This window comes from Labilibaculum euxinicum (assembly GCF_963678175.1).
GTDB classification, from domain to species: domain Bacteria; phylum Bacteroidota; class Bacteroidia; order Bacteroidales; family Marinifilaceae; genus Labilibaculum; species Labilibaculum euxinus.
In genome coordinates, this window is the sequence record NZ_OY782756.1 from 1,430,286 (window position 1) to 1,444,880 (window position 14,595).

Below are 14,595 nucleotides of genomic sequence, written 5' to 3' on the forward strand. Positions count from 1 at the left end.
GAATCAGCTAACAAAGTCATTAAACTTGTTGGAGTTTTACTTTACCATTCTTCGATTCAGATAATTAACAAAAAGCAAACTGCATGCAATCACAATCATCCCGATAATTGATAGTAAATCAGGATGTTCATCAGGAAGAACTAACCAGCTTAATGAAGCGCCAAAAATTGGGACGATAAATTTCCATGTATTTAAATTGGAAACTTTTACGTCAGGCCGTTGCAAAAGGCCAAACCAAATGGTGATGGCAAATGCCGAGACCATAGCTAACCAAGCTAATGAAAGATAGTATTCGCCTGGATGAATGGTATTCCAGGATGGATTTTCTATTGGAATAGAGATCAGCATCAGTGCAGCGCCTCCAATTATCATCGAAAGAGAAGCCAATACCCGGGGAGGCATGTCTTTTGCATCACGCGATACAATTACGTTGCCGGTACTTCCTACAATGTTATTAAGGATTAAAATTCCTACACCAAGTGGAATTGTTGTTGTTAGAACAAAATCAGCCCTACCCAGACTAATAATACACACGCCGGTTATTCCCAAAATAATGGCAAATATTTTTTTCCAGCTCATCTTGTCATTAGCAAGCATAAAATGGGCAAAAACAGCAGCGAACAAAGGTTGCGAACCAATTAACATGGCCGCCAAAGCACCCGGAACAAAACTAATTCCAGTATAGAACAATCCGTAAAGGAAAGTGGTTTGCAGCAAGGCTACCCAAAGAATGAACCGCCATCTTTTTTTCGATTCCAGGATTTTATACTTCAAATCTTTAATGAAGGGAAGAATAATTAATCCCGAAAGGAGAAATCGAATACCAGCAAATTGAAGCGGAGTTGTATATTTTAAACCTATTTTAATTGCTGTAAATGGAGTTGCCCAAAGCAAGCACGCAAAAATGGCCAATACGGTAGTTGAGAATAGGAATTTCTTCATGGGGCACGGTAAATTTTCTGTAAACTTAGGGATTTTTAGTTGATCTCTGAGAAGAAGTGTGTTTTAATATTTACGGAGTTTATTGTGTTGTATAAATAGTGAAGTCGATACGTTTAATCTATTAATACAATATAAAATAGTATATAAATAGTAGTTATTACTAATTATCAAGTGTAAAAATAATTTTAATGATAAGATAATATAATTTATTAGTTGTAAAATATATGTATCTTAATGGTTTATTATTTTAGTACAGAAAAATAATCCGATGAATCAACAATTATTAGCACATGCCAAAGCAATTGAGGTAGGAATGATTGCAATTGCGATAGTAGACTTCTGGAAAATGAAGAAGCCAAAAATAAATGATCACCTGCAACTGAATCTGGAAGAGTTGAACATTCAAAATAAGATTCTTCAAGATTCATTTGGAACCGTGCGTAATGGCGCTTATACTTTGGAGATGAAAAAGCTGAATAGTCAAATAGCAAGTTTATTTGTTGGCTTAAAGTATATGATAAAGGCTTACTTACATCATCCCGATAAGGAGATTGTAAACGGTGCAGGGAGAGTTTGGGGGCAACTTGCAGTCATTGGTGTAGATACTCACAAGAAAAATCTGGAAAAAAAAATTTCTGGTTTGCAAATATTAACTGAGAGACTATTATCAGGAAAACTAAAAGCTGATGCCGATAAACTAAAGGGAATCGAGAAGTATTTAACTGTTTTACACCTGAGCCTCGATCAATTGAAAGCGCTTTACAGGCTAACCAATACTGAGCAGGTTAAACGCAAACAAAGAGTGCAGACAACGGCACAGGCTCATAAGGTGCATCGAATATTAAATGATGATATTTTTCCTTTTTTATTCACTTTCCGACAGGTAGATCCTGATCGTTACGACAGTTTTGCCCGATTCGTCGAATTTGAGTTGAAGAATACCAATGCTGTTATCAGAGCGCGCAGAACGCGTTGGGCAAATAGGAAGAAAGAGGATGAAAGAATTTAAATTCTATTCCATTGTTCAGTTTTTGTTGTTTCTATTGAGCGGTAAATGATGATTTTTAAATTTGAATGGAAATAAAAATCCCCATCAAACGAAAGTCTGATGGGGATTTTGTATTGTAATTTTCTTCAAATTTTATTTTGCTTCTTTCACATACTTGTCAAGCCAGTTGGCGAAAGTGCGCTGCCATAAAATTCCGTTTTGAACGCCCAGAACCCAGTGGTTTTCTTCAGGCAAATGAAGAAACTGAGCAGGGATTCCGCGCAGGCGTGCAGCATTAAATGCCTGCATTCCCTGCGATTCAACAATACGGTAATCTTTTCCGCCGTGTATAACTAAAATCGGAGTATCCCAATTCTGAACAAATTTATGTGGAGAATTAGCATAAGAGCGTTGAGCAATCTTGTTGTCTTTTTCCCAGAATGGACCGCCAAGATCCCAGTTTACGAACCACATTTCTTCGGTTTCTAAATACTGAGCTTCCAAATTGAACATGCCGTCGTGAGCAATAAATGCTTTGAATCGTTTCTCGTGGTGTCCGGCCAGCCAGTAGGCCGAGAATCCACCATAAGAGGCGCCAACGCAACCCAAACGGTTTTCGTCAACAAACGGTTCTTGCTTAACAGCATCAATAGCACTTAAGTAATCTTTCATGTTTTGTCCGCCATAATCGCCTGAAATTTGTTCATTCCATTCCTGACCAAAACCTGGTAAACCTCTTCGGTTGGGTGCCACTACAATGTAGTCATTGGCTGCCATCATCTGGAAATTCCAGCGGTAACTCCAAAACTGCGAAACGGTTCCCTGCGGACCACCTTGGCAATAAAGTAACGCAGGATATTTTTTGCTGGCATCGAAATGAGGAGGATAAATTACCCAAACCAACATTTGTTTGTTGTCGGTGGTGGTTATCCATCTTTTCTCAACCTTGCCCATTTCAAGTTGGTCAAGAATATTTTTATTCACAAATGAAATCTCTTTTGCTTCTCCCGTTAGCGGATTTACATTGTAGATTTCAGCAGGTTTCGACATCGATACTTTGGTTGCAATAAGAGCATCGCCGGCAATGTGAACTGTATGGTAATCGTGAATGCCTTCTGTTATTTGTTTGATTTTACCATCGGCAAGGTCAAGCTTGTAGATTTCCTGCACGGCATGCCATCCCGAAATAAAATAAATACTTTTGCTGTCGGCAGTCCAGGTTAACGATTGAGCATTCTGATCGAAATCTTTTGTGTAGAAAGTTTCTTCGCCGGTAGCCAAATCCATTACGAATAAGCGGTTTTTATCAGCTTCGTAACCATCTCTTTCCATGCTTTCCCAAGCCATTTTGCTGCCGTCAGGCGAGAATACAGGGTTCATATCGTAGCCCATCATTCCTTGCGTCATGTTTTTGGTTTCGCCGGTAGCGATATCATAAAAGTAGATGTCCGAATTGGTTGATTTTGCGTATTCTACACCATGTAATTTACGTGATACATAAGCTAAGGTTTTCGAATCAGGAGACCAGGCTATTTGTTCGGTGCCACCAAATGGTTTTACCGGAGCCGACCATTTTTCACCGGGCATAATATCTTTTCCGGATGTGATTTTTTCACTGTAATCAGCAAGGAAAATGTGAGTGTATGTATCTACCCAGCTGTCCCAGTGGCGGTAGTTCATGTCGTTAATTACGCGGGCATTTGCTTTTGGAAGATCCGGATATAAATCTTTTACTGCTTTTTCCAATTGTACTTCTTTCAGATAGAATATTTTACTCATGTCAGGTGAGTAATTGAATGCATCAATGCCTCCTTCGATATCCGAAACCTGAATAGGATTGCTTCCATCAGGATTCATTTCCCACATCTGGGTGGTTCCACTTGCTGAACTTATGTAGGCGATTTTTTTGCCGTCAGGTCTCCAGATTTCGTTGAATTCTTTTTTTTCTGTGTTTGTTACTTGAACAGGCTCACCACCTTCAACAGGAAGAGTGTATAGATCGCGGTAAGAGCGATTTTCTTCTTTGTTGAAATAGCTTACTCCGTATAAGATTGTTTTGCCGTCAGGGGAAATGTTTTCTCCGCCAAGGCGTCCGAATGACCATAAAACTTCAGGAGTCATTACATCCGACTCTAGTTTTGTTTCCGGTGTTTTGTAAGACGAATCGTCTTTTGATTCCTCAGCTTTTTGTTGACAGGATGATAATCCTGTCACAATTGCCAAGCCTAACAAAAGTTGTTTGTTTGTCATGATTGTATAGGTTTGTTGTGTTGATTTATTTCAGCACTGTAAATGTAAGAAATACGAAGAACATTTAATAATCGATTTGTTCATGCTAAAGACATGATATATCGTATTTTCAAATAGCTGGGAATGTATTAAAAAAAAGACCCTCAATAAAATTTGAGAGTCTTTCTATATATTTTTTTCAGAAAAAATTATACTGCAGCTACAGGATTATTGATTGCATTAATAATTTTAGCTTCTAATTCTTCAGCCAATTCAACATTGTCAATAAGAAGTTTTCTTACTCCTTCGCGACCTTGTCCTAATTTAGTATCGCCATAAGAAAACCAAGATCCACTCTTTTTAATGATGTTGTAAGTAACCCCAAGATCGATGATTTCACCTGTTTTGGAAATTCCTTCACCGTAAATAATGTCAAATTCAGCTTTTCGGAATGGAGGTGCAACTTTGTTTTTTACCACTTTAACACGAGTATGATTACCATTCACTTCATCACCATCTTTAATCTGTCCTATTCTTCTGATATCCAATCGAACAGAAGAGTAAAATTTAAGAGCATTACCACCGGTTGTTGTTTCAGGGTTGCCAAACATCACACCAATTTTTTCACGCAATTGATTGATGAAAATACAGGTTGTGTTGGTTCGGTTGATGTTTGCTGTAAGTTTACGCAATGCCTGAGACATCAAACGGGCTTGCAATCCCATTTTTGATTCTCCCATTTCACCTTCAATCTCAGCTTTTGGAGTTAAGGCTGCAACCGAGTCAATAACAATTATATCAATTGCAGATGAGCGGATCAGCTGGTCGGCAATTTCTAAAGCCTGTTCTCCATTATCAGGTTGAGAAATCAATAGGTTTTCAGTATCAACACCTAGTTTTTCAGCATATGAACGATCAAATGCATGCTCTGCATCAATAATTGCAGCAATACCTCCTGCTTTTTGAGCTTCAGCAATGGCGTGAATGGCCAGAGTAGTTTTACCTGAAGATTCCGGTCCGTATATTTCAATAATTCTTCCTCTTGGAAGTCCGCCCACACCTAATGCCATATCTAAGGATAGAGATCCTGTTGAAATGGTTGCAATATCTTCAACGGCATTGTCCCCCATTTTCATAATGGCACCTTTACCGTAGGTTTTATCAATTTTCTCCATGGTTAACTGGAGTGCTTTTAGCTTTTCTTTGTTGATTTCTACAACTTCTTTTGCGCTCATAATATATTTTCAATTATTTATTTTCTACACTAAGTCCATTTCAGATAGAATCTGATTGGTATGATCTTTTGTTTTTACTTTGGTAAATACTTTCTCAATAATTCCTTCTTCCGAAATTACAAAAGTAGTTCTCAAAACTCCCATATAAGTTTTTCCGTATAACTTCTTCTCACCCCAGGCACCATATGCTTCTAAAATTTCTTTTTCTGTATCAGCAATTAAATTAAATGCTAAGTTATACTTTGCAGCAAATTTTTGGTGCGATGATATTTTGTCCGGACTTACGCCAATTACTTCAAATCCTTTTTTTGTCAGATCATCGTAGTTTTCGTTTAAATTACACGATTCCGCAGTGCATCCGGGAGTATTGTCTTTCGGATAAAAGTACAGAATGACTTTTTTGCCTTTGAAATCAGAAAGTTTTATTTCTTTCTCGTTTTGATTTAAACCAGTGAATTCCGGTGCGTTATCTCCTTCTTTTAAGTTTGTCATGGATTTAGAATTTGAATTGCAAATATACCTTTATATGCATAGAGGTACGAATTTTTAGCATTAAAATTATCAACCACTGAAGTTAAAAAAAAAAGCTTCCAAAACATGAGGAATGGATTTCTTTTTTATTTTTCCAACTCGTTATTTTGTTAATCTTAATCTCTATTTTGTAATTTCGTACTTACACATTATATATTATCTTTGTTATAAAATAATTACTATCTTAACTTTTTGTTAGATCCTGCATGTTACAAGAGGTTTTTGTTGATGCAAATGATACGTTGCAGGAGGTTTATTGTTTTTTGGTTGTTAATTGGAGGGAAGCATTCTTTGTTTTCCCAATTTCCATTTTCAAGAAATTGATTCTATGAATAATAAAATGAGATTACACTACAGTTTACTTTTTCTTTCTTTTTTCTTCCTACAGTTTTCAGTTGCGCAAAGCTTTAGTGGAGGGAAAACAGAACAGCAGATTGAGCAGGAGGCTTTTACATTCTTCGACGGGGAGAATTTTATTAATGCATTGCCGTTGTATCAGGAATTAATAAATGTGTATCCGCAGGATCCGGAATACAATTATTATCTGGGAGTTTGTCAGGTTGAAGTGAATGAAAATGTAAAGGAGGCTATTCAGCATCTTAAGATTGCATCAACGAAAAATGTAAATGCATCGGTTCCATACTATTTGGGACGGGCTTTTCATATGAATTATGAGTTTAATTCCGCAATAAGGTATTATCGGAAGTTTCGTGAATATTATAAAAAGAAATCGATTGGTATCGATCGGTTAATTGAGATGTGTCAGAATGGTTTACCTCTGGTAAATTCTTATTATGTGGTTAATGTAAAAAATAAAAAGGTAGTAAACAGGAGTGAATTTTTTAGGTACTACGATATTGAAGGTTTTGAGGATCGGTTGTCAAAGAAAGATAAATCTCTTACATCCAGATATGATGGTGACGGAGATAGAGAGGTAGCTTGTTTGGCAAATAAAGGACAGTATATTTACTTTTCAAGTTATGGAAAAAATAAAAAGACAGGACGGGATTTGTATCGTGCCAAACGCTTAAGAAACGGTGGATGGGGAGAATGGGAAGCACTGAACTCTCTAAATACTGTTTACGATGAAGTATATCCGTTTATGTCGAATGACGGAAGAACTCTTTACTTCTGTTCTCAAGGTCACACAAGTATGGGGGGATTTGATATTTTCAGATCAGTATACAATGAAATATCTGATACTTGGAGTGAACCTCAAAATATGGGATTTCCGATTAATTCGACATCTAACGATTTGTTTTTTGCAACTGATTTAAACGATGAGTATGCATGTTTTACTTCAAGCAGGGAGAATGGAAAGGATGAAGTAACTATCTACAAAATAAAATTATCTGATTATCCGGAACAAAAAGTAGTGATGAACCCTGATCTGCTATCCAATATTGCGATATTAAATGTGGGTAGTAGTAGTGTCGACGGAAATTTATTTGAACAAGGTGCGGAAGAGCCTTCTTATTCGATGAAGTATAACAAAGAAGATTTTCCATATTTTAATTTTCCGGTTACCAGTGAATTGACGTATCATTATTTGAACGAGTTTAAATCGAGCGAGGCCAGGGAGATTTTTATTGAAGCTAAAAATGACCAATTTAATTCGGATAGTTTAATTGACGGTACCGAAGACTTAAGAAGCCAGTTGAATGGTTTGGAAGGAATGCCTCATACTATTCTGTCCAATAAGATATCTAAATTGGAACAAAAGTCGTTTGAATTGAGTAAGCAGGCCGAAAATAAATTATTGAAGGCTCAATCTCAGGAATCTGATTATCTGAATAAAAATATTATTGGAACTGTTACTGCTGAGGTGCACGCTCCTTCCAAGAAAGGACAACTGGTAATGAGTTCGGAAATAATTCCTTCCACAAATTCAAGGTCTGGTGCTAAAGTTGTTAATAAAACTGAGGATGGATATGTTTATCATTTGCAGGTCGGTGTATTCTCTAACAGAGCAGAATCAAGCTTCTTTTCAGGTTTAGATGACGTGAAGGAAGAAATTGTTGGGAATGGGAAATTGTATAAATACATGGTTGGAACTTACTCTACATTTGCTGCAGCTAAGAAAAAAATTCCTGAAGTTCGTCAATTGTTTCCCAATGCTTTTGTTGTAGCTTATAAGGATGGTGTTAAAACCAGTTTAAGTGAAGCTATTAAGGCAACCGATCAGGATTATAAGCCTGAGCCTCAACCTGTGGCTGCTATTGTCAATACAAAAGCAATCCAGACTGTTACAGATGATCAGGTTAATTTTAGAGTTCAGGTGGGAGCATATTCCGGTGAAGTTCCTGAGGATGTTAAATTAAAATTGGAAAATTTTTCAAAGTACCCAATAGACTATTCCAAAGATTACAGAGGGTATACGATTTGCACTGTTGGTAATTTTGATTCTTACAGCAAAGTGAGTAAATTGAAAATGGAACTTCGCGAGGCCGGTTTAGGGGATGCTTTTACTGTAGCATTTTCAGGTAATGATAAAATAACCATTCAGCAAGCACTCGAAATACTTAGACAATAATAGAGGAGATTGGTAATGTTGGGGATTGATAAAATACATACAGATAAAGAAGAGAGCGATGTAATCAGCGATCTTTTAAACCGCAATACATTGATGCTGATTAATGATGATTTTCACACTTTTGATTTTGTTGTGGATGCGTTGGTTGATGTTTGCAGACATGATCCTGATCAGGCAGAACAATGCGCTTATATTACTCATTACAAGGGGAAATGTGATGTAAAAAAAGGAGATATGAGTACCATTAAACCTATGAGGGATAGATTAGCAGAGAAAGGATTGAAAGTGAATATTGTTTAGCTTCAGATAAATTAGATTTATAGCAAATGACAGCATTAATTATTGTACTTCTTATCGTATTCGGTATCGTTCTTTTACTGTTGGAGTTTTTGGTCATTCCAGGAATTACAGTGGCAGCTATTGGTGGGATTTTAATGATAGCCGGAGGTATTTATATGTCTTATCACCATTATGGGAATTCAGTAGGACACCTCACTGTTTTGTCTGCTGTTGTTTTTAGTGGGATATCTTTGGTTTTAGCCTTAAAGTCACAAACGTGGAATAAAATAATGCTAAATACAGAAGTCGATTCTAAAGTTCAAAAATTGGATGATGAAAATATTACTATTGGTGATCAGGGGATTTGTGTTTCACGTCTTGCACCAATGGGAAGAGTGAAGTTGGATAATATAATTGTTGAAGCAAGATCAACGGGAGCTTATGTTGATGAAAAGACAAAGGTTGTTGTTGTAGGTATTGTTGATAAGATTGTAATTGTAAAACCTATCTAAAATAAATCAAATGGAAATTGGTGCATTAATAATGTTAATTGTCGCCGTTGGGGTTGGAATATATATACTATTCTATTTCGTCCCAGTAGGTCTTTGGTTTTCGGCTCTATTATCAGGAGTTAAAATTTCTTTACTTCAGCTCGTGTTTATGAGATGGAGGAAAGTTCCGCCAAAAGTGATTGTAAGTGCCTTAATTGAAGGTACAAAAGCAGGCTTGATTTTGAATCGGGATGAACTGGAAGCTCATTATTTGGCTGGAGGTCGTGTCGCTCAAGTAACGCATGCTCTGGTGTCAGCTTCAAAAGCTAATATCGATTTGACATTTAAAATGGCTACGGCTATTGATTTGGCCGGTAGAGATGTGTACGAAGCCGTTCAAATGAGTGTTATTCCTAAAGTCATTAATACACCTCCTGTAACAGCCGTTTCTAAAGATGGTATTCAGTTAATAGCTAAGGCCAGGGTTACTTTACGTGCTAATATCCGGCAGTTGGTTGGAGGAGCAGGAGAAGAAACTGTGTTGGCAAGGGTAGGAGAAGGAATCGTATCTTCAATTGGGTCAAGTGAATCTCATAAAACGGTTCTTGAAAATCCTGATTTTATTTCACGTGTAGTGCTGGAAAAAGGATTGGACGCTGGTACCGCTTTTGAAATTTTATCGATTGATATTGCTGATATTGACATAGGAAAAAATATTGGAGCAGTGTTGCAAACAGATCAGGCTGAAGCCGATTTGAAAATAGCGCAGGCAAAAGCCGAAGAGAGAAGAGCCATGGCTGTTGCTCTTGAGCAGGAAAATAAGGCATTGGCACAGCAAATGCGGGCAAAGGTGATTGAAGCGGAGGCAGAAGTTCCCCGGGCAATGGCCGAAGCTTTTCGAAATGGTCAATTGGGGATTATGGATTATTACCGAATGAAGAATATTGAAGCAGATACTAACATGAGGGATAATATTGCAAATCCATCTGATAAAGGGAAAAAGAAATAGATGAATTGATATAATTTCAATTGTAACCGGGGAGTATTCATGTACTTTCCGGTTTTATTTTGGGTAATTTGAAAAAAAAATGAAATGAATCTCATTGATTTATAATTTACTATAATCCAAAGCGCCGAAATCTTCTATTAATGGGAGGTAAATATTTTGCACATCTGAATTTTTTACATACTTTTGCTACCGCAAGATCAGGAGAGGTGGGTGAGTGGCTGAAACCACCAGTTTGCTAAACTGACGTACGGGAAACTGTACCGGGGGTTCGAATCCCCCTCTCTCCGCAATTTTTTCTATAAAGATGGAAAATGGAGTTGGCGAAATTTTTTTCCCCCTCCGCAAATTTTCGGGGTGTAGCGTAGCCCGGTTATCGCGCCTGCTTTGGGAGCAGGAGGTCGCAGGTTCGAATCCTGCCACCCCGACGAAAATTTTTCAGAGGAGTTTAAAAACTTCTCTTTTTTTATCTAAATAGAGTACCGGAATGAAAGTTTCGGGGTGTAGCGTAGCCCGGTTATCGCGCCTGCTTTGGGAGCAGGAGGTCGCAGGTTCGAATCCTGCCACCCCGACAATATTTTAGAGGAGTTTTAAGGCTTTTCTTTGTCAAATAGAATGCCGGAATTAAGTTTCGGGGTGTAGCGTAGCCCGGTTATCGCGCCTGCTTTGGGAGCAGGAGGTCGCAGGTTCGAATCCTGCCACCCCGACAAGAAAGAGAAATCATTTGGTTTCTCTTTTTTTGTGCAAAATATTTTCAAATCGCATATTGAGTATCTATTGACTTTCTTACATTTGCATCCAACTTACACAACAACAACAAAACGTCATAATGGAATCAATAAAAGAGCTTTATCGCATTGGGTACGGGCCTTCGAGCAGTCATACAATGGGACCGCGTAAAGCAGCAGAACAGTTTTTGCTGCGCCATCCTAAAGCAGATAAATATGAAGTGACTTTGTTTGGCAGTCTGGCTGCGACAGGGAAAGGGCATTTAACAGGTGTTGCAATTGAAAAGGTATTTGAGGAGAAAGATCTAAATTTGATCTGGCAGCCTGAAGAATTTTTGAAGAGGCATCCTAATGCGTTGCGTTTCAAAGCTTTTTCTGCATCAGATGAATTGATTGAAGAATGGACTGCCTACAGTATTGGCGGTGGAGCAATAATAGATGACAATAGCGAGGTGTCTGCCCAAAAAATATATGGGTTGACTACAATGGATGAAATATTAGAGTGGTGCAAAAGCAATAAAAAGCAACTTTGGGAGTACGTGGAATTGATGGAGGGAGACGGTATTTGGGACTATCTGGATGAGGTTTGGACTGCAATGAAAAAGGCTGTAAAAAGAGGAATGAACAAAGAAGGTGAACTTCCGGGAGGTTTAGAGCTGGAGCGCAAGTCTCATTCATATCGATTAAAAGCGAAAACTTTAAGCGGGCCGATGAGAAAACGATCCATGTTGTATGCATTTGCCTTGGCTGTTTCAGAAGAAAATTCTAGTGGAGGTGTAATTGTAACTGCTCCAACATGTGGAGCCTGTGGTGTTTTACCTGCAGTTCTTTACTATCATAAGAAATTCTATAAGTTTGGGAAAAAGGATGTATTGAAAGCTTTAGCGACCGCGGGATTAATTGGAAATTTGGTCAAGACCAATGCTTCAATTTCGGGAGCAGAAGTTGGTTGTCAGGGAGAGGTGGGAACAGCTTGTGCCATGGCTTCCGGAGCTGCTACTCAGTTGCATGGAGGAACTGTATATCAGGTTGAATATTCTGCCGAAATGGGTTTGGAACATCATCTGGGGCTTACTTGTGATCCCGTTCTTGGTTTGGTTCAAATACCATGTATTGAACGCAATGTTTTTGCGGCAGCGCGCGCATTAAACCACAATACCTACGCGTTACTTTCAGATGGCCGTCACAGAATTAGTTTTGATCAGGTAACTGAAACAATGATGAAAACCGGACTTGATTTACCATACACGTACAAAGAAACATCTTTGGGAGGATTGGCTTCATTAAAGGTCTTTAATTATAAATAAAACACGAATAAAATGAGCTTGATTCTATTATAAATCAAGCTCATTTCTTTTAATGGATCTAAATTTATTTTAGATCTTTTTCTCGTCTTGCTTTAAATTCCGATCCGTCTTTCCATTTCGGAAATTCATCTTGATTGGCAAGTTCCCAGCCAACGCGAAAAAGTAACCGGGCATCTTCGGCAACACCATCTAAATTCCACCATTCTTCGTATTCATCAAAAGGTTTGTGGTAATTGTTGCTTAGCCATTCTTTTTCTTTTGCAGACATGTATTCTATGCCTTTTTCTCTGCTATCGTTGTTGCCACGAGCAAATAATGCCGGAACACCTACGCGGGCAAAGCTGAAATGATCCGATCGGTAATACATTCCCGATTGAGGATTAGGATCAGGCAGGATATATCTATCTTGTTTTTCTGCTTCGATTTTTACTATGTCTTCCAGATCTGATTGTCCATATCCTGTAATCATTACATCTTTCATGCGCCCATAAGGCAACATCAGATCATTGTTAATATTTGCAACAGTTTTGTTTAGCGGAAAAATTGGATTGTCTACATAAAATCCGGAACCATTTAATCCTGACTCTTCTGCAGACGGAGCTAAAAAAACAATTGACCGGCGAGGTTGATGAGGCATGGCTTTAAATGCTCTGGCAATTTCAAACATCCAGGCAAGAGAGGTTCCATTGTCAACAGCACCATTGTAAATTGAATCTCCATTCATTTTTGGACCAATTCCAAGATGATCCCAATGTGCAGAATAAAAAACATATTCATCTGCCAGATCTGTTCCTTTTATTATTCCGAGTACATTGTGTGTAACGTCAAAATGCGCTGAATTTTTAAAGACAACACTTAATTTTGTGCTTAAATTAAAACCTGTAAATTCTTTTTGCTTGGCTAATTGAGTCTCAGTGTCCAGATTCTTATCTGCATCAGCAAATAATTGTTTGGCAGCATCAAAAGTTATCCAGCCTTCAACTAAACATCTTGATTGATAATTATCCTTAGCTTGCTGATATAATTTTGGAACCGATGCCGAATTTAAGACAACTGACCATGGGTATCCCGCTGGTCTGTCTTGATGAATAATCAGTATTCCTTCGGCTCCTTGACGGGCTGCTTCCTCGAATTTATAGGTCCACCGGCCATAATATGTCATTTCATTGCCTTTAAAGAAACTTTTATCAGTTGAGCCAAAACCAGGATCGTTCACCAAAACAATTACGGTTTTTCCTTTAACATCCAGATCTTTATAATCGTTCCAGCCGTATTCCGGTGCTACAATCCCGTAGCCTGCAAATACTAAGTCAGATTCTGTTAATACGATTTCATCCTGAATGCGTCGCGAGAACGTGACAAAATCCTCCCCATAAGTTAGTTTTTTCACCTTGCCATGTGATTTTAAACTAAGAAATTGGGGAGCTGTAAGTGATATCTCGACTAATGGAACGTCCTGAAAATAGGATTCCTTGTTGATTGGATCAAGCCCTATTTCTTTATACCGCTGCGCGATATAGTTAATTGTTTTTACTTCACCTTCAGAAAATGGTTTTCGTCCTAGATATTCATCAGATCCCAATTCTTTGATGTAATTGATCATTCTCTCTGTTGAGATAACCGATTCTGCATTTTTTAAACTTTCATCGGAAGAACTGCACGCCATTGTTAGTGCGGCGATTGTTAGTGTTAGTAGTGTTTTTATTTGCATGTTGTTTGTTTTGCTTAAAAGTAGGAAACAAAGTTTAAATAATTGTAATGCATAACATATATTGTTTCTGTCTTTTTAATGTGATTCAGCTTACAATTTATGATTGGGATTCAAGCTATCTTGCATTTTAATAAGAAACTTAGAATACGTCTTGCAATTTTTGTAGTTTTAAAAAAAAAGTAAAAATTATTATGAAGCCAAAACGAAAATATCGAACTGTTGAAATGTTGCTAAGAATAGTAACAGCTATTATATTGATTCAAACATTACATTTTAAATTTACAGGTCATCCGGAGGCTGTTCATATCTTTTCTGCAATTGGGATGGAACCTTGGGGACGGTTTGGTATTGGAGCAATTGAATTGATTACGGGCATTTTGTTTTTTTTACCTAATTTATGGAAAGCAGCAGCTGTAATAACCTCAGGATTGATGATTGGGGCAATTGGGATTCATTTATTTACTTCGGTAGGTATTGTTGTTGAATATGATGGTAGTTCTGATGGAGGTCAGTTATTTGCAATGGCGGTTGTTGAATTACTCTTTAGCTGTATATTAATGTATAGGGCTAATTTGCCGGAGATGTATAAGGACTATTTCTCTAAAGAAGATTAGG

Annotated in this window: 12 protein-coding genes and 4 tRNA genes; 11 read left to right on the forward strand and 5 right to left on the reverse strand. The window is 37.7% G+C overall.

Annotated features, from left to right (window positions below):
- Positions 1-36: 36 nt before the first annotated feature.
- On the reverse strand, positions 37-942 hold the full coding sequence (locus tag ACY0M5_RS06125; RefSeq protein WP_461631141.1) for a DMT family transporter: 906 nt from the start codon (positions 940-942) through the stop codon (positions 37-39).
- 268 nt (positions 943-1,210) lie between these two features.
- Here ACY0M5_RS06125 and ACY0M5_RS06130 point away from each other — a divergent pair, with 268 nt between their 5' ends.
- Positions 1,211-1,951, forward strand: a complete 741-nt coding sequence (locus tag ACY0M5_RS06130; protein WP_461631142.1) for a DUF6261 family protein — start codon at positions 1,211-1,213, stop codon at positions 1,949-1,951.
- Positions 1,952-2,083: 132 nt separating this feature from the next.
- Here ACY0M5_RS06130 and ACY0M5_RS06135 read toward each other — a convergent pair whose 3' ends face one another.
- From ACY0M5_RS06135 to bcp, 3 genes are all read right to left on the reverse strand, one after another.
- Positions 2,084-4,180, reverse strand: coding sequence for a S9 family peptidase (locus ACY0M5_RS06135; RefSeq protein ID WP_461631143.1), 2,097 nt, complete (start codon positions 4,178-4,180; stop codon positions 2,084-2,086).
- A gap of 188 nt (positions 4,181-4,368) precedes the next feature.
- Positions 4,369-5,394, reverse strand: a complete 1,026-nt coding sequence (recA, locus tag ACY0M5_RS06140) for a recombinase RecA (protein ID WP_461631144.1) — start codon at positions 5,392-5,394, stop codon at positions 4,369-4,371.
- Positions 5,395-5,418: 24 nt separating this feature from the next.
- Complete coding sequence (bcp, locus tag ACY0M5_RS06145; protein WP_124993188.1) at positions 5,419-5,886, reverse strand: thioredoxin-dependent thiol peroxidase; 468 nt, start codon at positions 5,884-5,886, stop codon at positions 5,419-5,421.
- 367 nt (positions 5,887-6,253) lie between these two features.
- Between bcp and ACY0M5_RS06150 the strand changes: the two genes are divergently transcribed.
- The 9 genes from ACY0M5_RS06150 (at position 6,254) to ACY0M5_RS06190 (ending at position 12,269) form a co-directional block, all read left to right on the forward strand.
- Complete coding sequence (locus tag ACY0M5_RS06150; protein ID WP_461631145.1) at positions 6,254-8,458, forward strand: hypothetical protein; 2,205 nt, start codon at positions 6,254-6,256, stop codon at positions 8,456-8,458.
- Between the two features lie 15 nt (positions 8,459-8,473).
- A complete protein-coding gene (locus ACY0M5_RS06155) occupies positions 8,474-8,758 on the forward strand; it encodes an ATP-dependent Clp protease adaptor ClpS (protein ID WP_461631146.1) in 285 nt (94 codons plus the stop codon).
- A gap of 26 nt (positions 8,759-8,784) precedes the next feature.
- Positions 8,785-9,249, forward strand: coding sequence for an NfeD family protein (locus tag ACY0M5_RS06160; RefSeq protein ID WP_124993185.1), 465 nt, complete (start codon positions 8,785-8,787; stop codon positions 9,247-9,249).
- 10 nt (positions 9,250-9,259) lie between these two features.
- On the forward strand, positions 9,260-10,237 hold the full coding sequence (floA, locus tag ACY0M5_RS06165; RefSeq protein WP_101311289.1) for a flotillin-like protein FloA: 978 nt from the start codon (positions 9,260-9,262) through the stop codon (positions 10,235-10,237).
- A gap of 200 nt (positions 10,238-10,437) precedes the next feature.
- Positions 10,438-10,524, forward strand: a tRNA-Ser gene (locus ACY0M5_RS06170).
- 63 nt (positions 10,525-10,587) lie between these two features.
- Positions 10,588-10,662, forward strand: a tRNA-Pro gene (locus ACY0M5_RS06175).
- 69 nt (positions 10,663-10,731) lie between these two features.
- A tRNA-Pro gene (locus ACY0M5_RS06180) sits at positions 10,732-10,806 on the forward strand.
- Positions 10,807-10,866: 60 nt separating this feature from the next.
- Positions 10,867-10,941 (forward strand) — tRNA-Pro (locus ACY0M5_RS06185).
- A gap of 122 nt (positions 10,942-11,063) precedes the next feature.
- The gene (locus ACY0M5_RS06190; protein ID WP_124993184.1) at positions 11,064-12,269 is read left to right on the forward strand and encodes an L-serine ammonia-lyase; all 1,206 of its coding nucleotides are present in this window, start codon (positions 11,064-11,066) and stop codon (positions 12,267-12,269) included.
- A gap of 64 nt (positions 12,270-12,333) precedes the next feature.
- Here the strand turns inward: ACY0M5_RS06190 and ACY0M5_RS06195 are convergent, their stop codons facing one another.
- Positions 12,334-13,980: a M28 family metallopeptidase gene (locus tag ACY0M5_RS06195; protein WP_461631147.1), complete on the reverse strand. Its 1,647-nt coding sequence runs from the start codon at positions 13,978-13,980 to the stop codon at positions 12,334-12,336.
- Between the two features lie 191 nt (positions 13,981-14,171).
- Here ACY0M5_RS06195 and ACY0M5_RS06200 point away from each other — a divergent pair, with 191 nt between their 5' ends.
- Positions 14,172-14,594 carry a DoxX family protein gene (locus ACY0M5_RS06200; protein WP_461631148.1) on the forward strand — a complete coding sequence of 141 codons (423 nt, stop codon included), beginning with the start codon at positions 14,172-14,174 and terminating at the stop codon, positions 14,592-14,594.
- Position 14,595 lies beyond the last annotated feature (1 nt).